Origin of the sequence: Bacillus sp. YBWC18 (assembly GCF_002998775.1) — a bacterium.
GTDB lineage: Bacteria > Bacillota > Bacilli > Bacillales > Bacillaceae > Bacillus.
The window spans coordinates 38,579-63,296 of the sequence record NZ_PVRI01000006.1; the positions used below are offsets into that span (position 1 = coordinate 38,579).

The 24,718-nt window shown below is 40.0% G+C and carries 22 protein-coding genes, 1 pseudogene and 2 other annotated features; of the genes and pseudogenes, 6 read left to right on the forward strand and 17 right to left on the reverse strand.

What is annotated here, in order from left to right; genetic code table 11:
- Positions 1-44: 44 nt before the first annotated feature.
- Positions 45-335: pseudogene (gene fabZ, locus C6348_RS15915) on the forward strand (3-hydroxyacyl-ACP dehydratase FabZ); the annotation flags it as partial.
- A gap of 76 nt (positions 336-411) precedes the next feature.
- Here fabZ and C6348_RS15920 read toward each other — a convergent pair.
- The 3 genes from C6348_RS15920 to C6348_RS15930 all read right to left on the reverse strand — a co-directional run bounded on the left by C6348_RS15920 (position 412) and on the right by C6348_RS15930 (position 2,543).
- On the reverse strand, positions 412-939 hold the full coding sequence (locus C6348_RS15920; RefSeq protein ID WP_075611047.1) for a YfiT family bacillithiol transferase: 528 nt from the start codon (positions 937-939) through the stop codon (positions 412-414).
- Positions 936-1,961: a zinc-binding alcohol dehydrogenase family protein gene (locus C6348_RS15925; protein ID WP_075611046.1), complete on the reverse strand. Its 1,026-nt coding sequence runs from the start codon at positions 1,959-1,961 to the stop codon at positions 936-938. The genes C6348_RS15920 and C6348_RS15925 overlap by 4 nt, the downstream gene beginning before the upstream one ends.
- Before the next feature lie 78 nt (positions 1,962-2,039).
- Positions 2,040-2,543 (reverse strand): hypothetical protein, encoded by a 504-nt coding sequence (locus C6348_RS15930; protein WP_106043707.1) that lies wholly within the window; start codon positions 2,541-2,543, stop codon positions 2,040-2,042.
- A 399-nt stretch (positions 2,544-2,942) separates the two neighbouring features.
- On the opposite strand from C6348_RS15930, the gene C6348_RS15940 reads away from it, so the two are divergent.
- A complete protein-coding gene (locus C6348_RS15940) occupies positions 2,943-3,272 on the forward strand; it encodes a YnfA family protein (RefSeq protein WP_106043708.1) in 330 nt (109 codons plus the stop codon).
- Between the two features lie 59 nt (positions 3,273-3,331).
- Here the strand turns inward: C6348_RS15940 and C6348_RS15945 are convergent, their stop codons facing one another.
- The 4 genes from C6348_RS15945 to C6348_RS15960 form a co-directional block, all read right to left on the reverse strand.
- Complete coding sequence (locus C6348_RS15945) at positions 3,332-4,372, reverse strand: NAD(P)/FAD-dependent oxidoreductase (RefSeq protein WP_106043709.1); 1,041 nt, start codon at positions 4,370-4,372, stop codon at positions 3,332-3,334.
- Positions 4,373-4,525: 153 nt separating this feature from the next.
- Positions 4,526-5,155, reverse strand: a complete 630-nt coding sequence (locus tag C6348_RS15950) for a rhamnogalacturonan acetylesterase (protein WP_034665049.1) — start codon at positions 5,153-5,155, stop codon at positions 4,526-4,528.
- 151 nt (positions 5,156-5,306) lie between these two features.
- Entirely contained in the window at positions 5,307-5,771 is a 465-nt protein-coding gene (locus C6348_RS15955) for a DUF6884 domain-containing protein (protein ID WP_095286097.1), read from the reverse strand.
- Entirely contained in the window at positions 5,768-6,316 is a 549-nt protein-coding gene (locus C6348_RS15960; RefSeq protein ID WP_106043710.1) for a VanZ family protein, read from the reverse strand. The genes C6348_RS15955 and C6348_RS15960 overlap by 4 nt, the downstream gene beginning before the upstream one ends.
- 173 nt (positions 6,317-6,489) lie before the next feature.
- On the opposite strand from C6348_RS15960, the gene C6348_RS15965 reads away from it, so the two are divergent.
- The 3 genes from C6348_RS15965 to C6348_RS15975 all read left to right on the forward strand — a co-directional run bounded on the left by C6348_RS15965 (position 6,490) and on the right by C6348_RS15975 (position 7,801).
- The gene (locus tag C6348_RS15965; protein ID WP_060595824.1) at positions 6,490-7,068 is read left to right on the forward strand and encodes a TetR/AcrR family transcriptional regulator; all 579 of its coding nucleotides are present in this window, start codon (positions 6,490-6,492) and stop codon (positions 7,066-7,068) included.
- Positions 7,069-7,141: 73 nt separating this feature from the next.
- Entirely contained in the window at positions 7,142-7,486 is a 345-nt protein-coding gene (locus C6348_RS15970) for a DMT family transporter (RefSeq protein WP_017358819.1), read from the forward strand.
- Complete coding sequence (locus tag C6348_RS15975; RefSeq protein ID WP_034665057.1) at positions 7,487-7,801, forward strand: DMT family transporter; 315 nt, start codon at positions 7,487-7,489, stop codon at positions 7,799-7,801.
- A 53-nt stretch (positions 7,802-7,854) separates the two neighbouring features.
- On the opposite strand, the gene C6348_RS15980 is transcribed toward C6348_RS15975, so the two are convergent.
- Genes C6348_RS15980 through C6348_RS15990 form a run of 3 tightly spaced genes read right to left on the reverse strand, consistent with a single transcriptional unit; the run spans position 7,855 to position 14,941 of the window.
- A complete protein-coding gene (locus C6348_RS15980) occupies positions 7,855-8,181 on the reverse strand; it encodes a hypothetical protein (RefSeq protein WP_106043711.1) in 327 nt (108 codons plus the stop codon).
- Complete coding sequence (locus tag C6348_RS15985; RefSeq protein ID WP_106043712.1) at positions 8,174-8,776, reverse strand: class D sortase; 603 nt, start codon at positions 8,774-8,776, stop codon at positions 8,174-8,176. The genes C6348_RS15980 and C6348_RS15985 overlap by 8 nt, the downstream gene beginning before the upstream one ends.
- 21 nt (positions 8,777-8,797) lie before the next feature.
- On the reverse strand, positions 8,798-14,941 hold the full coding sequence (locus tag C6348_RS15990; protein WP_106043713.1) for a SpaA isopeptide-forming pilin-related protein: 6,144 nt from the start codon (positions 14,939-14,941) through the stop codon (positions 8,798-8,800).
- Positions 14,942-15,638: 697 nt separating this feature from the next.
- Between C6348_RS15990 and C6348_RS15995 the strand changes: the two genes are divergently transcribed.
- The gene (locus tag C6348_RS15995; RefSeq protein WP_106043714.1) at positions 15,639-17,147 is read left to right on the forward strand and encodes an AcpB/EbpR/MafR family transcriptional regulator; all 1,509 of its coding nucleotides are present in this window, start codon (positions 15,639-15,641) and stop codon (positions 17,145-17,147) included.
- Positions 17,148-17,201: 54 nt separating this feature from the next.
- Here the strand turns inward: C6348_RS15995 and C6348_RS16000 are convergent, their stop codons facing one another.
- The 7 genes from C6348_RS16000 to C6348_RS16035 form a co-directional block, all read right to left on the reverse strand.
- Positions 17,202-17,483, reverse strand: a complete 282-nt coding sequence (locus C6348_RS16000) for a hypothetical protein (protein ID WP_003217864.1) — start codon at positions 17,481-17,483, stop codon at positions 17,202-17,204.
- A 331-nt stretch (positions 17,484-17,814) separates the two neighbouring features.
- A complete protein-coding gene (locus C6348_RS16005; protein ID WP_106043715.1) occupies positions 17,815-19,098 on the reverse strand; it encodes a hypothetical protein in 1,284 nt (427 codons plus the stop codon).
- Between the two features lie 26 nt (positions 19,099-19,124).
- On the reverse strand, positions 19,125-19,691 hold the full coding sequence (locus C6348_RS16010) for a hypothetical protein (RefSeq protein WP_106043716.1): 567 nt from the start codon (positions 19,689-19,691) through the stop codon (positions 19,125-19,127).
- Between the two features lie 173 nt (positions 19,692-19,864).
- Positions 19,865-21,787 carry a threonine--tRNA ligase gene (gene thrS / locus C6348_RS16015; protein ID WP_106043817.1) on the reverse strand — a complete coding sequence of 641 codons (1,923 nt, stop codon included), beginning with the start codon at positions 21,785-21,787 and terminating at the stop codon, positions 19,865-19,867.
- 52 nt (positions 21,788-21,839) lie between these two features.
- Positions 21,840-22,063: a binding site (T-box leader), on the reverse strand.
- Between the two features lie 37 nt (positions 22,064-22,100).
- Positions 22,101-22,324, reverse strand: a binding site (T-box leader).
- Positions 22,325-22,398: 74 nt separating this feature from the next.
- Positions 22,399-23,583 carry a DUF1835 domain-containing protein gene (locus C6348_RS16020; RefSeq protein ID WP_106043717.1) on the reverse strand — a complete coding sequence of 395 codons (1,185 nt, stop codon included), beginning with the start codon at positions 23,581-23,583 and terminating at the stop codon, positions 22,399-22,401.
- 338 nt (positions 23,584-23,921) lie between these two features.
- Positions 23,922-24,245: a carboxymuconolactone decarboxylase family protein gene (locus C6348_RS16030; protein WP_106043718.1), complete on the reverse strand. Its 324-nt coding sequence runs from the start codon at positions 24,243-24,245 to the stop codon at positions 23,922-23,924.
- A gap of 26 nt (positions 24,246-24,271) precedes the next feature.
- Positions 24,272-24,661: a tautomerase family protein gene (locus C6348_RS16035; RefSeq protein WP_106043719.1), complete on the reverse strand. Its 390-nt coding sequence runs from the start codon at positions 24,659-24,661 to the stop codon at positions 24,272-24,274.
- Positions 24,662-24,718: the final 57 nt, after the last annotated feature.

Sequence of the window (24,718 nt, forward strand, 5' to 3'; positions counted from 1 at the left end):
AATTGAAAATCCGCTTGTGAAAATATAAAAAGGGAGAGGGAGTCATGTTCAATACTCAACAAATTAAAGAAATTATTCCACATCGTTATCCGTTTTTATTAGTTGATTGTATTCTTGAAATAGAGGAGGGAAAACGCGCAGTTTGAATTAAAAATGTTACTACTAATGAAGAGTGCTTTAATGGTCACTTTCCAGAATATCCAGTATTGCCAGGTGTTCTAATTGTAGAAGCGTTGGCACAAGTAAGTGCAGTTATTATGTTAATGAAAGATGAAAATCGAGGGAAAATTGGATTATTAAGCTGTTACTATAACGTATCTCCAAAAGAACATATTTCGCTATATAAAACAATGCCGCCATGCAAATAAACATGGCGCCAACAATTTTTCTACCAGACATATGATGTCTCCTTTAATTCCACTGATTTTTTTTGATTAACTCCGTGATATGGGCAAGGTGATGCTTTGAATGCCAGACGTACATTCCTGTTGCATCATATAAGGACACCGTTTGTTGATCGGCTGGGTGATAATAGGACGCAGTGAAGTCTTCCTCTGACATCCCTCGAAGTAATGTAACCCACCTGCGATGCAGACTGCTGATTAAGGGCAGTGATAGGCTGATGGGCGCTTTGGTGTCTGGAAGCTCGGCGAATCCCGCCTGATCATATGGACGTATGTGCGGTGTTTCTTCTGTGAGCGCAAGCTTGAATCGTAAGTATGCATTCAGATGACTGTCTGCTACGTGATGAATGAGCTGACGGACGGTCCATCCTCCAGGCCGATAGGGTGTATCTAGCTGAGCATCTGTCAACTGATAGGTCACCGCTTCATACTCTTGTGGAATCGCAGCCAACTGATCAATCCATGCCTCAAGCTGTTCTTTCGTTTTTTCTTCAACCGGTTCATATAAGCCAATCGGATATTGTAATGACGTCATACGCTCTCTCCTCTCTCAAATCCTTCCAGCACAAATTTACCAATCATTTTTCCTTGCTCAAGCGTTTGATGTGCCTGTTTCAAATGAGCAGCATTGATCGGACTGAGAACCTTTGTTAAGGTATGCGTTAATGTTCCCTGTTCAAATAACTCAGCTACCTCTGTTAAAAGCTCATGCTGTTTGATCATGTCCGCTGTTTTGTACATAGGGCGTGTGAACATGAACTCCCATACAAATGCAGCACTTTTATTTTTGAGTAATTGAATGTCTAGGTTGTGCTGATTCTCGACAATGGTACAAATCGTGCCTTGGGGTTTTATGGCTTCTGCCATGCCTTTGAAATGTCCATCTGTGTCATTTAAGCATAAAATAAAATCCACTTCGCCTATTCCTTTTTCCTGAAGCTGCGCGAGAAGCGGCTCATGATGATCAATGATATGATCGGCACCTAATGACAGACACCACTCTTTTGTTTCAGGTCTTGATGCGGTAGCGATCACAGTGGCATTCGCTAATTTGGCTAGTTGAATGGCGATAGAACCTACTCCGCCTGCACCACCGATGATTAGCAATGTTGCCCCTTCTGCATTTCGCTTCATATGCATCCGGTCAAATAACGCTTCATATGCCGTAATCGTCGTAAGAGGCATCGCGGCTGCTTCTGCAAAGGAGAGATTGGCAGGCTTTTTCGCCACAATACGTTCATCCACAAGCTGATACTCACTATTTGAGCCTTGACGCGTGATATCTCCCGCATAGTACACGTGGTCACCAGGCTGAAATAATGTACACGCTTCACCGACTTCAACAACCGTGCCGCTTGCATCGTAGCCAAGAATTTTCAGTTCTTCTTCCTTCTGATCCTTCGGTGATCTCACCTTTGTATCAACTGGATTCACTGAGACTGCCTCTACCTTCACCAGTATATCCCTGCCCGTTGCTTTAGGCTTTTCTACTTCCTGATCCATCAGGCTTTGCTCATGCTCAATCGGTAAGTACTCCAATAGTCCAACGGCTTTCACTCGCTCGCACTCCCTTTCTCCATGCTTCTTTTCCACATTTTATCATAATTTTCTGATGTTTTTGGATAGTTTGCACATTTAGGATCTCTTCAAAGCCTTTCGCTCCCTCGCTATATAAGAAGGACGTGCCTTTTGCAATGAAGGAACATAGGAGAACCAGCTTTTGGATTTAAAGAATAGCTGGACGTAATAAAACTGAATGTGCTGTAGGAAAAAAATCATCAATAGAAAAATAGCTAGTGAAAGAGTTTGGAGATCAGCCGCTCCCTGCATCCATTCAGTGATAAAGAAAACAACAAAACCGATCATGATCAGCTGTTCCAGCCTTTGCATGAGCTGAGTAAAGACATGTCCTCGTTTCGATAGATCACCAGACTGGTGCTTCCTGATCTTTCTCGATTTGTAAAACCAAATAATACATTCTACTAAGTTATGAGTCATAAAAAGAGCGATGAGGGCGATCAATAAAGGTGATGGGGTATAAAGGACTTGTGCAACAAACGGAAATACTAAAAAATAACATGCAATACATGCGTGTCTGACTGATAAGAGAAATAGTTCTTTTTCTATGTATGGTTTCATCTGTTTCACCTCCATATGTACTACGTCTTATTTGCCAAAAAGTTTCCTTTTCTTATTGAAAAAGGATGCCTCCAAAAGGCATCCTTCATGAATCAAACTTAAAAAGCAGCGCTTAGTACGACAGGTCCTTGCGGCAGCTGGTTATCCTTTTTTGGTTCAAGGGTGACTGCCACGGTAGCTGAAAAAGGAAGTGTGCTCCTCATGAGAATGTACTTACTTTACGAACCAAAACGGTCATTTGGATCAGTTATATCAAAAAAGTCAAGAATCCATGTGTGTCCATTCTCTGTTCAGTTGATTTTAGCAAACTCTCGTCTCCCTCACAATTTAATTGAAGTAGAACGCATTTTTTCAACATGTCATAATAGAAGGTAACGAAACGAATTGGAGTGTCCTTCAATGATCTTGACGATCTTTCTTTTTTTATTAGCAGGATTAGCGGAAATTGGCGGCGGCTATCTCGTGTGGCTTTGGCTGCGTGAAGCCAAACCTGCCAGCTATGGAATCGCTGGAAGCCTCATTCTGGTCGCTTATGGGGTCATCCCTACCTTCCAGCAGTTTCCGACCTTTGGACGAGTTTATGCGGCCTATGGCGGTGTGTTTGTGGTTCTTGCTGTGTTTTGGGGCTGGTGGGTCGATCGTAAAACACCTGATCTCTATGACTGGATAGGTGCTGTGATCTGTTTGGCCGGGGTCAGTGTGATGTTATTTGCGCCCCGCAGTTCATAGCCCCACATAAAAAGTGCTGCCACATGCGGGCAGCACTTTTATGATGTGATTTGAATGATTTAACGAGCTCCAGCCGTTTGCAATTCTTTGTTTTTCTCTTTAAAGCGTTCATTATGTGAGGACACGTACGCCACTTTTTCGGCTTCTGGTTCGATATAAAGCTTTGCGCTATTGAGCGCATTGACTCCGTCAACAAATGTCCCAGCTATTAAGCGGACCTTGCTTTTATGTGTACATAAATCACCTACCGCATAGACGCCTGGTAAATTGGTTTCCATTTTTTCATTGACCTCGATAAGTCCCCATTCACCCTGCTTGAGTCCCCATTCTGATAGAACACTTAAATCGCCTTTCATGCCGTGATTGACGATGACAGCGTCTGTTTCCATTCGCTCGATTTCACCTGTCTCTATGTTTTGGATGGTGACAGCATCAATTTTATCGCCTTGACCATGAAGTTCTGTCAGTTCATGCGGGGTTAAAATTCGTGTGCAAGCTGCCTTCATGTTGGCGACGTTTTTCTCATGTCCGCCAAACATGTCACGGCGATGCACGACGGTCACACTTTCAGCAATTGGAACAAGGGCATTTGCCCAGTCAACCGCTGAGTCGCCGCCTCCAGAGATAACAACCCGCTTTCCTGCAAATGTCTTAAGCTCCTGCACTGTGTAATAAAGGTTTGTCACTTCATAGCGGTCTGCATGCTCGATTTCAAGTTTCCGCTGGACAGGAATGCCGTGGCCCATCGCTAATATGAGGGTCTTTGTCAAATGACGATCGCCATTTTCAGCCGTCAGTAAAATATTATGATGTTCATCGCGCTCAAATGTTGTGATTTTTTGATTCAGTGCGATCTCTGGTTCAAATGTTTTCGCCTGCGTTTCCAGCTGCTGAATCAGCTGTTCGCCTCTTGTTGGCGGCAAACCCCCTACATCCCAAATGACTTTTTCAGGATACAGAAGGATTTTTCCACCAAGGCTTTCGTTGTATTCAAGTACCTTGGTCTTTAAGTCTCGCATCCCACTATAAAAGGCGGTGTACATTCCTGCTGGACCGCCGCCAATAATGGTGACGTCAAACAATTCAAGCTGCTCTGTCATTTGAGTCCCTCCAGTTTTTCATCGATTGATCTATTTATAAGTGATATTGATTCTCATTATCATATGTACCTATTGTAGTCTACTCTGGTGAAAGGAATCAATAGCTTTCTGCAAAAAAAGAACAGGACGAGTGCTTTCTCGTCCTGTCATCCATCACACTATCGTTAACCCAAGGTCTTTTAATTCAAGCGAAACAAGTCGTGCGATCGCATCTGCTCCTTCTTTTGTAAAGTGCGTGCGATCCTCTATGCCTGTTGACAGCATAAAGTAAGAGGTCGTTTTCTCTATGCCGGAAATTTGATAAAACTGAAGGCTTGCCGTATTCAAATCAACGAGCAGGACCTCTTCTTCATCGGCTAGTTCTTTCATAGCGGCACAGTAATCAGGGAAATCATTGATATATTCACCGTCTTTTTCATGAAAGCGGCCGACTGGCGTTAATAAAAGCGGTGTTGCTCCTTTCGCTCTTGCTCCATGAATATATTGAGACAAATAGCTTTTATACGTCGTGAAAGGATCTGTATGCCGCTCGGGCTTCTCCGTTGAAGCATCATTGTGCCCCATTTGTGTGAACAGCCAATCCCCTGGCTGAATGTCAGCCAATATGTCATCAAGCCGTCCTTCTTCAATGAATGTTTTTGAGCTTCTTCCACCGATTGCACGGTTTTCGACGCTCACGCCTTGCGCTGTATAGCGATGTAAAAACTCTCCCCATCCTCCTTGAACAGGACGGTCTGGGTAAGATGAAACGGTTGAATCACCAGCTAAATAGATGGTTGTCATGTTCATACGCCCCCTTTTTCAAATAGCCACCTCTTCTAAGCGATGCGGACATCCTAGTGGTTGCTGAAAAGATATGAAACAATCAGCATCGCTATTTCATTCATTCTCTTTTTGATGATAAAAACCCTGCTTACTGGTAGATGTGAATGGTTTAAATATGCGGCGGAAGTTCTACTTTTGTCTCAACGGCTTGCTTTAACGCCTGAAGCATGTAGCCAATTCCTTTATATGGAGCCAGCGGATAAATCGCTGTTTGATGAGGAAGTAACAAAGGATCGATCACCTTTCGATATTTCTTTCCACCTAGAATCACTAGTTCATCATATGCAGTGAGATGTTTTTCATGAAATTGTTGCCTTAGTGCTTCTCGTGTCATTTGATCAGCATGCGGTGTACCAAAAGCCACATCATAATTTTCATGAATGATCTCATCTGCCTTTAAGAATCCGTGCTTCGCTGATAAGATCAGCCAGTCTGAAAAGAACGTTTGAGCATAGCTTTTCGTACGCTGATGCAGCGGACTTAAATAAACAAGATTCGCCGGCTGGCTCCCTGCCTCTGGATGGACGTCCCAAATTTTCTTAGCCCCACATGGAATGATACAAACTCGCTTCACTTGATTTTCTCCTTCCTTCGTCGATACATCCGATACAAAATACAACCTAGCGCTGTGCCAAGTGTATTTAAGAGGATATCATCAATATCGCTGCTTCTTGTAATCATACCAGATTGCGAGAACATCCATTGAAGCACTTCAATCATTGTTGACAAGAAAAAGCCAGCAAGAATCGCCTTTTGCCAGCGCATGGTACGAAATGCTTGATATAGAAAAAAACCAAGTGGCACAAATAACAAAATGTTCCCTGCCAGATTTAAAAAAACAAGATTGGGATAGCCGTGATGGTAGGCGTGGAGATTTTGATAAATGGACTGCAAAGGCATGAGATTGACACTCACCTGATCCCTTGGTGCGGAAAAACGATTTGGAAAGACCGTCAAATATAATAAAACATTCGTATAAATAAATAGACAGACAAGAACTAATTCTGTACGTAAATAGATAAATCGTTTTTGCTTTTTCGCCTGTCTGTATCTCATATGTAGATAGAGCGGGACGAGCAGGAGAAAATAAGCAATGGAAACTATAGCACTGGATGTCATACGGAGAGCTGCCCCTTTCTCACATGATGCTTGACCATATTTACAGCTTATTCAGGCCTGCCCGCATCTATTCATCACTTATTCTCATATTCAATGACGAGAATACCATATTGACAAATCGTCATTTTTCAGCTAAAATGACTGACATTCAGTCATTTAAGGTCGGTGAAGATGTGTCGAAACGAGAAAAGATTATGCTTGCTGCCATTGACGCGTTTAAAGAAAAAGGAATTGAAAAGACGACCATTTCGGATATTGTGAAAGCAGCAGGAGTGGCACAAGGAACATATTATTTATATTTTCCTTCAAAGCTGTCTGTCATGCCTGCTATCGCAGAATATCTGATCTCACAGATGGTCCCCGCTATTGAAAAAGAATTAACACAGCATGCGGATGTCCTCGATCAAGCAGATGCGCTTGTTGAATTCATCTTCTCTTTTACAAGACAATACCGTGACGTCCTTGCTCTGACCTACTCAGGTTTAGCTGCCACGGAGCATTTAAAGGAATGGGAAGATATTTATGAGCCGATTTACAAATGGGTCGCTGCTTTTTTAGAAAAAGCAAAGCAGGACAAAAGAGTCCGTGCGAATTTGAACTGTCAATATGCAGCCAAATTCATTATCGGTTTACTGGAATCGTCTGCTGAGCAAATGTACTTATTTACAGAAACAGATACAGAAGAGGTTCTGATTCAAAAGCGAGAGGTGAAGCAATTTCTCCTTTACGCACTTGGCATAGAGACACCTTAACTTAGTACAGCACTTGCTGTACGCTCTTTTTTGGCTTCAAAATGACGAATCGTCAGTTTTAGGAGGAAATAGGATGAAAAAAAGCTGGATGTATGTCGCACTCACTTGTTTATTCGAATTACTTTGGGTGTTTGGTTTAAATAAAGCTGATGCTGTGTGGGAGTGGGCGATCATTATCTGCCTGATCCCGGTTGATTTTTATTTTTTAATGAAAGCCTGCGAGAAGCTGCCGACAGGGACCGTGTACGCCGTGTTTGCCGGAGTTGGAACGATTGGTACGTCTTTGATGGATTATGCGCTGTTTGGCGGTTCGTTTTCATTAGAAAAGCTCTTATTTATGGGCATTTTAATTCTCGGCATTATTGGACTGAAAGTGTCTGATGGAGATGCACATGAGCAGAAAGGAGAAGCGGTATAAATGGGCTGGTTTTTTGTGCTGTTAGCCTCTGCCTTTGAAATTGGCGGAACCATTGGTCTCAATATGTTCAGTAAGAAAAAGCAAATCACGACAGGCATTTTATTTGTTGGCGGATTTGCCTTATCCTTTTTGTTTTTATACGCCTCGTTCTCTTCCGTTCAAGTATCCGTTGCCTATACGGTCTGGATTGGACTTGGAACGGCGGGCTCTGTCTTGTTTAATATGATTCTATTTAAAGAGCCGAAAAACATGATTCGTATACTCAGCTTGCTGCTGATCGTGATTGGTGTGGTCGGGCTGAAGTTGTTTGCGTGATTGAATGACAAAAAAGGAAGGGAGTCAAAGCCCCTTCCTTTTTTATTTCTCGTTTAATGGGTATCTTGCTGCTCGAGCAAGAGACCCATTGCGTAAATCGATCCGCCTTTTTCATCTAATAAAAAGTACACAATCAAAGGTTCCCCAAAAGCTGCTGTCTGCTGTGTGAACAAAACACAGGTGAATTTCTCGATACCAATTGGAAGCTTTCTTTTTAATATAGGATGAAGAATAGGCGAAGTCCGAATTGTATCTACATCAACATCCCAAAGTTCGTTTTTTAATGTTGGATAATGCTCTGATAACAATTGGTGTAACATGTCGGTCGTCAACGCTGCTTTTCCATCGTACCCATCATCTATTATGTTGGTGTTATACATCCGACGGTTGCTCACCCTTTGAAGCATTGACTCGTATTCCTTTTAAGACAAATCGTTTCTGACCATCAAGAGTACAAGTGATCAATGTCAGTTCATTTTTCCCGCGATCCTTTAGTACATCAACATCCCTCGGTTCAATCGTAGCTGAGCTGACAATTTTATATTCATATGTTTCCGCTTGATGATGTAAGACGACTTTTTCTCCTTTCGGCACCTCTGGCAGCTGCCTGAAAAGACGATCACCTCTATACCCTCTATGCCCTGCAATCGTGAAATTCCCTTCACCTGGCATTTGATGAGATTTGATTTGAGTCAGTGCAATACCTAAATTTTCTTTTGATGTAACTGGAAGCACTTTTTCGTTTAAATCAATTGACGGGATCTCTAGCTCCATCACATCTCGTAGGTCTTCCTCTGACACAGTTAAATGTGGAATAGAAGAAAGGGCATCACTGTCATTTTCTTCAATCATCTTTAATGCCTGTTCCATTGCCGCTGTCTCTTGAGAAGTTCGCCACTCAAATATAAAAGGAACGGCGATGAGCATCAGCCCCGCGACCACCAAAAAGCTGCCTAATAAGGTTCTTTTTTTCATTAATACACTCGTTCCTTCCTCTTACTGAATGGTTCTTCTTCTGACAACAAGAAGAACAGTTCCAGAAGCTACTAGTAAAATCCCTGCATACATCAAATAACGCAGCCATTCTTCTCCGGTCTTTGGCAGCTCACCGTTTGAGTCATGAGGCGGATGTTGATCACCTTTAGGTGAGGCTGGAGGATTCGTGTGGTCCTCTTCATTCTCTACTGGTGCATTTTTCACAATCATTGTCTTGATCTCCACTTCGCCCATTTGAATTGTAAAGATGAGCGGCTTCTTTAAAGCTACATAACCATTTGGAGCTCTCGTCTCTGTCAGTATATACTCACCAGGTTTAAGCCCTTTTACAATGGCTTCTCCGTCTTTTCCTGTTGTCACAGATTTTATGGTTTTCCCGGCTTTTGTACGAATGTCAAAGGCTGCACCTTTTAAGGTTCTATCTGTCTGCTGGTCTACCTTTATGATACGCAGACTTCCTAAGATCAAGTGATTCTTCGCTGTTAATTGAAGTGGCTTCTGCTGATTTTTCTCAATTGTAAACGGGATCGGCTGATCATCCAATTGATAGCCGTGAGGTGCTTTCGTTTCAACGAATTGATATTCTCCCGGTTTTAGATGGTTGATGTGGACCTTTCCTTTTTGGTCCGTTACAAGTAATGTCTTCAACGTTTTCCCTTCTTTACTCAGAAGAGCAAACTCTGCATTTTCCAGCGTATGTCCCTCATCATCCACTTTGGTCAGTTCCACTGCCCCCGGCGTCAGTTTGTTGATCATTTCTACTTTTGCTGGTTTGTCTTGACCTAAACGAATCGTAAATGAGACAGGTGTCTGATCCAATTCATAGCCGGCAATGCTTGCTGTTTCGACAAATCGATAGGTTCCTGGTTTCAGTTGATCGACTGTCAGTTGACCGTTTTTGTCTGTCTTTAAGTCTTTCTGAATACGCTGATCATGCTCATCAATCAGGTCAAAGGTCACCCCAGCGAGCAACTGTCCATCCTCCCCTTTTTTCTGAAGCTTCACAGCACTTGTCGTCCGAATATTTTCTTTTGTCACTTTCACCAGTTGATTTGGGTTGAAATCAATCTTAAAGTCTACTGGTTCTGCATCTAGTTTATGTCCAAAAGGTGCTTTCGTTTCAACCAATTGGTAAGCGCCTGGTTTCAAATCGTTTACAGTGATGATGCCTTTCTCGTTGGTTGTTAAACCTGACATCAATTCTTTACCATCGTCATTGAAAAGTGTAAATTCTGCGCCTTTCAATCTTTCTTTTTCTTCCCCTACTTTTGTTAGTTCTACAGAACCTTTCTTGAGCTGATTGATTGCCTCCACTTGAATCAACTTTTTTTGACCTAATTCAACTTGAAAGACAAGTGGTTTCGCATTCAATTCATAGCCTTCAAGACTCTTTCTTTCAACAAATTGATAGGTTCCAGGTTTTAGACCTGTGAAGGTGATCTTTCCATCCTGATTGGTTGTAATCCCTTCTCCTCCTGCCACTATCTTTCCTTTAGCATCAGATAGATCAAAGACAACCCCTTCTAAAGATTTCCCATCTTCGCCTTTTTTGTGTAACAGCACTCCGCCTGTTGTGCGGCTATTTTCTTTTGTGACACTGACCAGCTTCTGTGGGTTAAATGGAATAGCAAAAGTGACAGGTGTTTCGTCAAGCTCATGACCGAATGGAGCCTTCGTTTCAACAAACTGATAGGTTCCAGGTTTAAGATCGCTGATTGTGATCTGCCCGTTCTGATCTGAGACGAGACCCGTTTCAATCTCTTTTCCATTTGCATCTAAAAGCTTGAATTCTGCTCCTTTAAGCACATCATTCTTTTCACCGAGCTTCGTGAGCTGGACAGCTCCAGTTTTAAGATCATTGATTACTTTTATCTCTGCCTGAGTTTTTTGTGCGATTTCGATGGTAAAAGGATAAGGTTTATTTTTCTTTTGGTAACCATCAATACTCTCTGTCTCCACGAGCTGATATTTGCCCGGTTTGAGGTTGTCGATCAAAAGTTTCCCATCTTCATCTGTTGTCAAATCTTTACGCACGACTTCGTCATTTTGATCCATGATTTCAAATCGAACACCTTGAAGCTTCTTGCCATCTTCTCCTTCTTTCATCACTTCTAATGCACTTGTTTCATATAGGTTCTTTTTCGAAATGATGACCGGTTCCTTTGGATCGAGTGGTACTTCAAATTTGATTGGCGTTTCATCTAATACATAACCATCAGGTGCTTTTGTTTCAATGAGCTGATACGTACCCGGTCTTAGTTCGTTTATCTTGATCTTGCCATTTTCTCCTGTGACAAGCGAATCTTTTAGCTCATGCCCATCTTGATCTAAGAGCTTGAATTGTGCACCTTCTAGTCTCTCTCCGCCTTCACCTATTTTGATCAATTCTGCAGAGCCTTTTATCATGTCATTTACTGCGGTTACAGTCGTTGTTTCTGTTTGATTCTCTTTAATTGTGAACGGCCATTTTTGCTGATTTAATTGATAGCCTTTCGGTGCGTTTGTCTCAACGAAATAATAGGAACCTGGCTCAAGATGTTTGAAAAGAATTTCTCCTTTTTCGTCCGTTTTCAAATGGGTTTGGACGGTATCTCCAGATTCATTTTTTAGTTCAAATTCTGCATTCTCTAATGCTGCACCCGTCTCTTTGTCTTTTTTTGTTAACTTGACATGCTGGCGGATTTCTTGGTTCTGCACCGTCATGCTATTTCCTGTTTTCGCTTGATCTCCTGATTCGTAAGGCTGATCAATCGTTACATGGATCGGTTCCTTGTTCTTCATATAACCATCAGGTGCTTTCACTTCTGTCACTATATAGTCACCATACAAGAGACGATCAAATCGAAGAGCTCCTTCTTCATCTGTTGCCTTTGTTCCAATGACGATACCGCTCGCAGCATCTGTCAGAGAAAAGCTTGCTCCTTTTAGCACTTTTCCATTACTCGCATCTACCTTTTTAATGGTTAAAGCGCCAATCGCTCCCGTGCCATCTCCCATGCCAGCGGTGCGTTTTACCACAATTGAGGCTTCGGATTCCTTTTTTATTTCTTTTACATTTTCACCTCTAAACGTTACTTCGTTATGAAGTGTACTTCCCACCTTATCTAAAATGAGAGATTGATATTCTAAAATATATGGTCTGGTGATGTCTTCTTTAAATTTGATTTGAAAAGAGTCTGGATCGAATTCAAGGTCTAGTTCATAATCCTTCCCTTTTTCCAGCTCTTCCTTTTTGGTCACTTGCCCCTTTTCATCTATTGTCGTCGAATAGAGATGAAATGAGTTTTCTATTATGGCTTGGTTACTGCTCGGATGGTCTATAATCGTCGCATCTTGGACTGTTGATTGACCAAAGTTGATATTCAGTTTCCAATCAATAACTTTCCCTTGCTGATTTCCTGATTTGCTCGTGTATTTCCCTCCATTTGGAATGGACACTACAGCGTTCACATCTGATTCTTTCGTCTTTCCATCATAAAGGGCCGCTTTATTTTCGTAGGTTTTCTGTACTAAATCCATTCCTTCAACACTTGTTTGATACGTGATTTTGTATGGGGAATCAATGGCATTTTTGAAAATGACTTCGAAGCCTGATTCTCCCTTTTCATTTTCAAGGAATTTGATGTCATAATGTTCTTTCGCTAATACCTCTTTTTCTTCTGCTCCATTTTCCCCGCCATGTAAATCAAGCGAGTAGATGGTGATTGAATCTTTAAGCAAACGCTGATTTCCTTGAATGAAATCCTCGATTTTCGCCTCTTCTAAATGTTTCAAGTTATAGTTCACACCGATATTCCAGGTGATCTCTTTTTTCTTTGCATCATATGTTCCGTTCTTGAACCCATTTGACTGCGTGTATGTGTCAGGCGTGAAGACAGACTGATTTTCCTTCGTCAAATCCTTGCCATCTTCATTTACCCATTCAAGCTTTACATGATTACGCAGGTTCTTTTGATCTTTATCTGCTCTTTTTTCATAATCAAAAGACGTTGTATATGTGACTGTATGTTCTGTCTTTATTTCTTTCGTAAATTGAATATCAAATCCATTTGCATGTTCAACTATTTGATAATCTGTGCCTTCTTCAAGCACTGTATTTCCTGTCGTCACTTTTAAACTATCTTTTTGCAGCGTCAATCCTTCGTTTGTAAACGTATCTTTTAATATCAGGTTGTTCATGGTTTGTTGATCTTTGTTGAAGGTGATACGCCATGGAATGGTCTTGTTCTTGTAATTCGGTGTTCCATGATTTTTCGTTAGGATTTGCTGGTCAATTCTTTGCTTCCCTTGTTTGCTCTCTTTGCCAGCTGTTACAGTATTGATAATCTCTTCAGCTTCAAAAATCCGCTCGGTTGCTTTTGTTTGATATGTGATGAGATAAGCCGATTGAATATCTTGATTGAATTGCAAGGTAAACCCGTTTTGTTCATCCTTTTTTTGAGGTTGAACCACATAATTTCCAAACGCTTTTGTTCCTGATTCTTTGCCATTCTGATCAATTGTGACTTCCTTGACTTGAAATGAATCAGAAATCAGCGCCTGTGTGCCATTAAAGAAGTCTTCTAACAAAGCATCCTTTTCAGCCATCTTTTTTTCGTTATAGTTATAACGAATTTCCCACGTAATTGTTTGTGTGACTGGGTCGTAGTGGGCGGCTTTTTTATTTAAAGGACTGCCTCTTGTCACATTCACTGTTCCTTCTGCTGAACTAATCACTTTATCAGCAGAGACAAGGGACGCTTTATTACGAAACGCAGACTGATCTTGATTCGTAATGTCCGTTTCATACATTAAACGGTAAGCTAGATGCACGTCATCTTTAAATTCAATCGTGAAATCTTGACCATCTGCTGTTTGGCCGATGGTGTAGTGGTTTTCGTCAAGCTGGTGACCAATCGATGTTTCACCATTTAGCTTTGTATCAACACGATAAAGCTTGATTGAATCTTTCTTTAACGCTTGACCTTCTTGAATCGGATCTAAAAGTCTCGCTTGTTTCACTTCGTCTAAGTCCATATTAAAATCGACTGTCCATTGAATGGTTTCAGCATTGTAAGATCGATTTGGTTCTCCCTTTTTAGAGACGTTTGGACCATTTGGAATGTATTGAATCGGGATCGATATCGTATCTTTGCCTTCAATTGGAGTAATGACCACTTCTTTTTCTTCAGTAATGACAGTTTTTTTATCTAATTGCGTCCACACTTGAAGTGTTCCATGGATATTTGAATATTGTTTGATAAAGTCAGTGAATTCGATGGAGGCATTTCCACTTTCATCTACAGAAAAATAACCAATGGTTGCTTGATTAAATTTCATCTCGAGACGATCGATTTTTTCGTAAATCACTAATTCCTCTGGAACCTTGAAATGGAATTCATCACCGCCATTATAGCTATGCCCATTCGGGATGGCCCACTTATAGTTAATGGAAATCAGCGAGTTGATATCAGGCCTATCAACTGAATTTCCTTCCTGATCTTCAAATATCAATTTCGCATCAGTGAGGAGATTTTCTTGTATCAGCATTTGTTTTGAAACACTTTGCAGCCCTACACGCTTAGATACGTTCACTTTGTTTTTTAGTAATTCATCCTCATCGCTTTGTTTCGTTTGAGCGGCTTCTTGATTCTTAGCTGCTTTGTCTTTCTCAGTTGAGGTTGAGTCATCTTTAGGAAGGCTTTCTTCACGCTCGTTTTGCTTTGTTTTCTCTTTTGGCTCAGCTATACTGGTGACATCGATGTCTATTGATCCTTCTAAATTTGGATCAATCTCAACATCTTCTTTAAATATCACCGTCACTTCATTTTGTTTCGAAACGGTATACTCTCCAACAGATACTTCATTGACAATAATTGGTTCATTCTGCTCCTTCTCTACCTGAATGGCTGAAGGAAGAGAGAAAACATACGGATATTGCTTTTTTAGATCAATTCCTTTTATAGACCAATGGACAGTTGCCTTTCTTACTAGCTGATCTTCCATGTTTGATAACTTGTTTCCTTCGCTATCAGCAAACTCAATATCCCCATAAATGTTTTCTTGAATGTCTTTTGCTTGTGCCCCTGCCAAAGGCAAAACTCCTAATATACTAGACTGAATGACTAACACGGTAATAAGTGCCAGCGCCAATATTCTTTTCAATACATCCACCCTTTTCTAAAATTAATTTTCAACAACGATAAAAAAATCATTTGTATACTGTCTGATCAATCACTCCGCTTCTGATCAAATATTTTCTAAAAATTGCACCTTAAGACCCTATGAATAAAATGAGTTGATCAATTATGAATAGTGGGTTTACTAACGGGATAGGGGTCTATAGAAATGGGGAATAGTGAGAGGGATCATGAAAGAATAAATGTGAATTTTTATTGATACTGGTATGAACAACAAATGATGTGTACATGCATATATAAGCATGTATTCACATAAGGTTCGTTCATATGAAACAAGCTTGTATCATATGGTATGTATGGTGAGTCAGTTCAGCATCATATAGATCGCATTCCTTTCTACTCCCTTTCATATGGTAATCAAAAAGCTGCTCCGTTTTATTCTTACATTTACCGTTTCAACAGCAAAAAAATAAACAAAATATCTAAAATGATCCATTTTTATAGGATTCATGGCTTACTTATCACCTTTTAAAAGAAAAATATGGAGAATCAGCGCATAACTTTTGTTTTCGTCTAATTTTTTTCTCTTTTATCATCAAAAGTGAAGACAAAACGATTTAGCCTAAACATTACAATCATTTCATGCCTATTTTGAGAATCAAATGTTCTTTAAGTGAACTTCATAATATAGAGGCAAGCCAAGGGAAGGAGTTAGTTGTTTGATGGAGCTCATTGATAATAAATCAAAGAGATGGATAAAAATTTTAAAACTGCTTGTATCCAAAAATAAGTGGTGGAGCCTTCAAGAAATATCGAATGAACATATCGGTTCGGTTCGTGCCATTCAAAGCGATTTAGAACAAATGAAATCGTTCAAAACAGAGAATGGAGAGCCGTTAATCCACATAAAGCCAAGACAAGGCATATCCATTTGTTATACACAGACGATACGAGTAGACTACTATATCAAAGAAATTTTAAAAGATACGATTGAAATTCGATTGATTGACGGCATTTTTTTCGAACAAAACAGGTCTTTCTATGAATGGATGGACACGCTTAATATTAGTAGATCCACATTGTATAACACCATTCATAAAATCAATTCGATCCTTACATCCTATGACATCGAGTTACGCCCAGATAGTATGCAGTTCCATGGGGATGAGAAGGAGATTCGTCAATTCTTTGTTGAGTTTTTGTTTGAAGTGTATGGAAGCCGGCTTTGGCCATTCGATGATATTCAAAAGCAAGACGCAGTTGATTTATTACAAGAGCTATTTCAGGTGCTCGAAGTCCATGTACCAGATGTGGCTATAGATAAATACTGCCTGTGGCTCGGTGTTTCCATTCACCGAGTGAGGAAAAATTTTACCATACGACGCAATTATACGTACTCGATGAATGAAGAAAAACAGACCTCTACAGCCAAAGGTATCTATAATCAAATCAAAAACTGGGAAGAGCACATTTGCCAAATGACAAAGGACATTTTTGGTATTACACTGGATCATCACGAATTTGTCTTTTTACTATTGATCGAACCAGCTATTGGCCACTTTAAATCAATTGAATCTGTCGAAGAAAAGTTGACGTTCTTTCAATCGCATACACCACGCCTCTTTGAAGCCATTCAATCATTTATCAATCAATTGGAGTTGATTTATCATCAAGAGGTGGCTAATCGCAAGGTGATGACACTGATTCTTCTCCAATATTATGTGTATTCTAAGGAAATTACCGTGAGAGATGGATTCCTTTTCAAAAAGAAATCGAGTTATTTATCAGAGGTGAAAGAGCAGCTTCCTTACTTCTATTCGAGGATTACTCATATCATCCAAGAGTTAAAAACAGACGATATACTCGCTTCTTTTGTGAAAAATGAACGGGAATTGATCCGTATCATTACGTCTACCTGGAGAGGGCTTGTTCAATTGGAAATGGAGCGAAGAAACGTGTTGAACATATTTGTTATTTCAACATTAGGCTATTATCATAGTTTGTTTATAGCAGATTTAATTAAATTAAGCGTGCCTCCTCTCATTCACACTTTTACAAGTCCAGAAAATACATTAAATGATGTAACGATGGATCAACTTGGGATTGATATGATCGTGACCGATACCGAGCTCCCTATTCCATTTGGACGATATACACTGCTGATCAGCTCTTTTCCAACAAAGAAAGAATTGGACAACTTGAACCGAAGATTGGTTGATATGATCGACTAATGTTCATCAAAAAAAGCTGCTTGAGAGCTTCTCAAGCAGCTTTTTGCTTCTGTATTAATGAAGCACGATTTGTTCATTCATCAAATCAATGGCGTAAAGTGATTGCTCATATTCATCTAATAGAAGGTATACTTTGAGCGGTGCAGCGGTTTGATCTGTCTGCTGCGTGAATAGGACACAAGTGAATTTTTCGATCCCCTCTGGCAGCTTGCTTTTCAGAAAAGGATGAAGAATAGGAGAGATTCGAAGGGTATCAACATCTTTCAGCCAAAGCTCATCTTGTAACGCAGGATAATGGTCAACCAAAAACTGACGAAACACTTCCAATGTACTCAAGGCAGATATCCTCACTTTCTTCTATCATGGCTTCAAGCTTACCTAAAAACAAACGTGTTCAAGTCATCCTATGATGTCAGTCCACCAAATGTCGTATACTACTAGAGACACGATTTCATTTTTCTTCAAAAAGCATTGTAGCTCAACTTTACTGTCATGAGTGTTTCATATGTATGACGTCTACTATATTCCAACCGATGGACCTATGATCATATTCTTATCTGTTTCTTTCGTGATGAAACGACAACTTCCTGCTACAAAATTCCAAATTTCTTCAAAACATTGGTGCAATGAGACAAAAAAGAACAGCTCCTCACTGTTCCTTAAGAAATTATGAGAGGTCTTTCAAAGAAAACACTTCGCCGCTCTCTGCATCAACACCATCATGGCAATCGAGCTTTCCGCATAGAACATATTGTTTTTGCGCTTCGTCATAGACGTAGATAGGTGTCAGTTCGAGACGTTCTCTCAATTTTTCAAAGGCTTCTTTCTGAGATACAGAAATTTCACTTGCCGCTTGAGAAGGATTGAGTATTCCGCACACTTGAAACATCTCTTTTTTATCTATGTAATTAACGGCTTCAAACGAGCTGGCATCAATGAAGACCTTGATCTTGTCCATAAATCCACTGCCTTCTTGCTCGTTCGTTTTTAATATCGCATGGATGTATCCATGATCACGATGGAGTGTTTTCAGAACCCACTTTCCTGTATCCTTTGAATATTTTTGCGCCAAAAAGGTTCGGACTGCTTTTATACACTCAGTTTGCTCTTCTTTTGATATCGGGATGGTATCCGGTGAAGGCTCCAATGAGAAAGCTTGTTCAGCTGAAATGTCCTCATGGATATTTATTTCCTTTTTTTCAAAGGCTTTGTTTAACGGTTCATTCCATTCAATGACCTCATTCATGTGTATACAAAGTGTTTCTTCACGTCCAATTTCAAACGGAAGAGTTCCTGTTCCATCGTTCTTGACATAAATTTCTTCTAACGCATAAATAGATCGGATTCGATTCTGATCGAAGGAAGGCCATTCAAACCGCTGCACTTGCTGCTCGGCTAAGTTCTCCAGCTTATCAATAGAAAGCACATAGTCCTCAGCTCTCAGTAATGTTTTGGCTAAAAATGGTCCGTGGTGTGTAAAGTACATGAGCTGTCCATGTTCATCCCATTTCACCTCAATTCTGCCTGAAGGCGTCACTTTCACACCATCTATTGCTTCTTCGAAAAAAAGTCCCCCTTTCTCCTTCTGATGCATGTGAAAATGCTCACCATAGATCAACCCTGTTTCTTGTTCGATCCATTGAATGACATGAACTGGATATGGTCTCTTAAATGTGACACCATGCTGCGCATAGGTTTTGTCCATGACAAAAATAACTGTTTCCACCTGTCCCGTATTCAAATTCACTTCAATAACGGCTGTGCCGTCTGGGTTGACATCGTCGTCCTCAGGTTCAGCTTCATGAGAGGGGAACCATTCCATATTCAATGTATAAATCGTTTCATTAAACATATTGACGTAACGATGAAAGCTGTGTCTTTTTAGATGATAAAGATCTAAGCCAAATTTCGCCTTTGTCTGATCGATCAGTTGTTTAATTTTTGCATTCAATGGTTTCACCTCAAAATAATGATGTTTTATGGAAGAAGAAAAATTACGATAAAGATAGAGATGATGATTGCCATCAATAACCCTAAAGCAATTCCCATCATGTTAGACTCTTTTGTATAGCCTGTTAATTCTCCTTCAGTCGATCTGTCGATTTTTCGAAAGCGAAAAAGCATGCTTATATTGATAGAGGCTAGAACGATTAAAAACAAGAAAATGGTAAATACAGGATCGATGTCACTAAATGGATTCGTTACATTTTGAAAACTAAATGATTGAAAAAACATAATGCCACTCAATACGACTTTCCAAACATTCTCTAAAAATTTTTCTTTCTCCCACTCTTTTCCTAATTTCTCTTTTTCATAAATAGCTACCTGCTCAAAAATAGGTATGAAAAACTTTGTTTTTCCTTTTTTGATAAAGCCTATAATGCCTTGGAGAAGCATTAAAATGCCTAAACACAAAAAGAAATGTGTAAGTTGGATATTAAAGATTTGAATCACCATAAAAAAAGCGATGATCATAAGTCCGAATATCAAATTAGAGACAGCTATTTGTTTTGTCCTCATCTTTTTCAGTGCAGCTTGTTCCATGTAATACTCCTCTCCGCTTTAAATGTTTCTGTTGAACGCTCTATCTTTATTACGATTTTACCCGAAGAAATGTTTCAATATTTTCCCTTTCCATTGCAGATTCAGCTTTTCAGCAAATGAAAAGACGCCCATCATTCAATGAACGTCTGATCCTTCTTCATGAAATCACCACATCATATTTGAGCAGTTGTTCTTTCTTTTATTTGCTGAGCTGCCAAGTGTTTAAAGTCGTCAATAGACAGCTGTCTAGATGTCTTTTCTCCATGCTGTCTGATATTCAATGTTTTATCTTGCATTTCTGTATCACCAATGACAGCGATATAAGGGATTTTTTGCATTTGTGCTTCTCTCATTTTATAGCCGAGTTTTTCATCCCGTTCATCGATTGTCACTCTTATTCCGATCTTTCTTAATTGCTGCTGCACCTCAAGGCAGTGATCAAGGTGAACCGTTGAGACAGGGATGATTTGTACTTGTACTGGTGCCAGCCATAACGGGAAGGCGCCTGCAAAATGCTCGATGAGAATGCCAAGGAAACGATCCAGAGAACCGAAAATGGCACTATGAATGACAACTGGCCGTACCTTTTCATTCTTTTCATTGATATATGTTAAATCAAATTTCTCAGGCATTTGAAAATCTAACTGAATTGTGGCGCACTGATGGCTCCGCTGCAAGGCATCTTTTATATGAAAATCGATTTTCGGGCCATAAAATGCCCCATCTCCTTCATTTAGCTGATAATCGACTTTTAGCCGATCAAGCACATTCTTTAGCGCTGATTCAGAGATATCCCAAATGGCATCATCGCCTAACGCTTTTTCAGGACGAGTGGATAGTTCCACAGAGTACTCAAATCCAAATGTCCGATACACATGATCAACTAATTGGAAAATCCGTTTGATTTCAGCTTCAATTTGATCTTCTCTCAAAAAAATATGGGCATCATCTTGGCAAAATGTTCTGACCCTGAACAATCCATTTAATGCTCCGCTAAATTCATGACGATGCACCTGACCAAACTCAGCCATCCTGATGGGAAGGTCTCTGTATGAAAATAAGCTATTTTTAAACATGAGCATATGTCCTGGACAATTCATAGGCTTTAAAGCAAAGCTTGTATGGTCTACTTCTGAGAAATACATATTTTCATGATAATGATCCCAATGTCCCGACTTTTCCCAAAGCTCTTGGTTCATCATAAACGGTGTGCTCACTTCTTCATATTGCGCTTTGCCTCGCACTTCTCTAGAAAAAGCCATTAATTCATTTTTGACAAGCTGACCCTTTGGTAAATAAAACGGCATACCTGGCGCTTCTTCCGAAAACATGAACAGAGATAATTGTTTCCCTAATTTCCGGTGATCACGCTTGTTTGCTTCTTCCATGAAATGAAGATATTCAGCTAGTTGTTTTGAATGTTGAAACGCTACACCATACACTCGCTGCAATACATCTTGATGACTGTCTCCCCGCCAATAAGCCCCTGCAACACGTGTTAGTTTAAATGACTTTAAGTACCCAGTAGAAGGTAAATGTGGTCCACGGCACAAGTCGATAAATTCTCCTTGCTGATAAACTGTGATGGCTTCTTGAGAGGGTAGACCTTTTAAAATATCCAGCTTATATGGATCATGTGCAAACAACGATTCAGCTTCTTTGTAAGATACCTCTTTTCTTTGGATGAGATGATTCTCGTTTATGATGTTTTCCATTTCTTTTTCAATTACAGCCAAATCCTCTACACTTAATGTTTGATTGAGCTTCATATCATAGTAAAATCCATTTTCGATAACAGGTCCGATTCCAAGCGTGACATTGTCATATAACCTTTTCACCGCTTGGGCTAATACGTGTGCAGATGTATGGCGCAGTACTTCAAGCCCTTCTTTTGAATCGAGTGTGACAATAGACAGCCGAGCATCGCTGTCTAGCTGGTGACTTAGATCGACCATTTGATAATTGATCTTTCCTGCCACTGCTTTCTTCCTTAAGCTCGGGCTAATATAGGAGGCAACATCTGCGACAGTCGTACCTGCAAAAAACTCCTTTATCTTTCCATCTGGAAATTGAATCTTCACCATTTTTTCTCTCATCACTGACACACCTTTCATCTTTTTTGAAATAAAAAAACACATCCATCCCTCATAAAGGGACGAATGTGTAATCCGTGGTTCCACCCAAATTCCCATAATGCGTATTCGCTTTATGGCTCTGGTGCCGTAACGCGGCGTAGTCGGTATTGGATACTATGATTTCCCCAATACAGCTCAAAGGTGGTAAGACAGCTTTTCTGCGTTAGGAAGATTTCAGCGTGACTTCCCTCTCTGGTAACCGATAAAAGCTGCTCTTGTCCTTTTCGAAGCAATGATCATATATGAGTGTACAAAAAAACACACCCATCCCTCATAGAGGGACGAATGTGTGATCCGTGGTTCCACCCAAATTCCCATAATGCGTATTCGCTTTATGGCTCTGGTGCCGTAACGTGGCGTAGACGATATTGGATACTGTAATTTCCCCAATACAGCTCAAAGGTGGTAAGACAACTTTCCTGCGTTAGGAAGATTTCAGCGTGACTTCCCTCTCTGGTAACCAGTAAAAATGGCTCATGTCCTTTTCTTCGCTTTTAATTTCTCCATATCTTACATGATGATGATAGAACATGTAAAGCTTTATTTTGTGCAGTGGTGACGAAATTCCCTCTTTAAATGTAATATTGCGCGTATTCACTTGGGGTGTATTCAATTTGATACGCAGGAGATAATTCACGTTTCACTTCTTTCGTGATTCGCTCTCCTTCTTGATTAAACTTCCTTTTCATGTCTACACCATTTGGCAGTAAATCATCGGTTTCTTCGTCAAACCAGCGGCCATACTGTATGACCCAATTCCAAATCTTTGAGAAAAGGGTATCGCTTACTGGTACATCATCTCTTTCTAAATGACATTGACAATACCCGCAATGAAAAGGTTCACCACCGTAATCTCCTTCAATTTTCACAAAGGGATGATCTACAAACTCTCGACAGCACACCCATTTTTTGAAGTTCTGACCGAACTCTGTCAGTTTAAACGAGTAATAACGCATGGAAGTTCGTTTTCCTTTCATGTCAAAAATCCCTTGATCAATTAATGTCTTCAGTCGATATTCAATAAAATCATCGCCGATATACTGATCTAAATGACCAATGACTTCTCCTATTAGACGTGGAGTGACGATGTACTCCTCTTCTGGCGCGGACTGATGAAGCCGCTTAGCCATTTTCACTAAATAAGCATCAAATTCATCTTCTGGTACGCTGATCATTTGTCCTTTTTGCCATATCCGCAGCGTATGATTTTCTTTAGCAAGTGAAAGCCATTCATTTTGTAATCTTTCTCTCTCTTCTTTTGTCACTGGGTGAATATGCTCTTTACTCTCATACAAAATTTTAAATTTTTCAGAAGCGATTTCTCCGGAATGTCGAAGGATCATTCTTCTTGTATTTGTATTGAACAGCTGATCAAATGCTGTCGTTATATTGATTACAGACAATTCAACCCTTTTTTCTTTTAATAAATAGACGGCATATCGCAAACCAATTTGCTCATGGGCATTACTGCCTGTCCAGATGAGAATACGACTGCCAGTCTTTATTTCTTTTATTTGCTGAAGCATTCTCTGCTGATCGTTGACCATGTCATCAAAATAGCCAAATTCATTTGACATCACGTTACGCAGCCACTCTATACGGTTCGCTTGTCCTTCATGTTCGTGTAAATGTAGAAGTGGTCCAATCGAATAAATATCATTAAAAGCGATGATATCATCTATTTGATCTTGCTTCATTTCACGTATTGCTTGTTTTAAACTACCGGCAGGTGCCGCCCCAAATATGATATGTATCATCATTCGTCTCCCTTTATCTTACAGTTTATTTCATCTTCACCTATTCATTGTTCTTTCGTCAATTCTATTGAGTCAATTTCATTCAAAAGTATGACAATGAGACGATAAGATATATACAGAAGAAATGAATGCAGAATCGAGGAGACAAATGTTCTTAGACTTTTTATTTAAAAAGGAAGAAACAACTAAACCCGTTGTACAGAAAGATGTCCAACAAAAAACTACGGACAACAAAAAAACCGAACGAAAAGGGGCACTTGGTGTACAAATTTCTTTATCTTCCTTGTTCCATCACCTTCAAACTCTTATCTCAAATAGGGCCCGTTGTTTAATCAACTTTATTTGTCCTCCTGAATATGTTTAGCTGCTTCTAGTGCTGAAGCTGCTTTAGGCCATCCAATATAAAAACTAAGATGCGTTATCACTTCGATCAATTCTTCTTTCATGACACCATTTTCTTTAGCCAGATGTAAATGGTATTCCAACTGATTCAGGCTGCCCGCGCTTACTAAAGCTGAGACTGTAATCATACTTCGATCTCTTAGCGAAAGTTCCTCTCTTCGCCACAAATCCCCAAAGAGAACTTTTTCGGAGTACTCAACAAATGCTGGAGCAAAATCTCCGAGGGTTAATTTCACAGTTGACTTGATTGGTTGATGCATATCTATTTCCTCCTCCATTCGTTCCATTACTTGATCATCTGCGCAAGTCCTTCTCCAAAGGACCAATTCTCCAAGCCTGTCTCAACCAACATAATGAATACATTTTCTTTTGGTATATGGAGTTGGCTATTTAACTGGTCAGCTATTTCCTTATATAAAGACTGCTTCTGTTCGTGAGTTCTTCCTGAACCACATGTAATTTGGATATATAAAAGACGATGATCCCTCTCATGATGAAGTAGATAATCGGGATCATAAAAAAATTCTTCTTTCTTATGTGAACTGAACACCTGAAAGTAATCTTTTTTAGGAACATGAAATTCTTTCATCAGGGCCTTCATGATCGTTTGGCTAACAGAAGCTAAGCTTTCTTTATCGTACGCATTTTCCATATAACTGACTTTTACAAATGGCATGAATGTCATCTCCTCTTTCTGTCTCACTTCATTTTACGTCTTCATACTTGTTTTGTA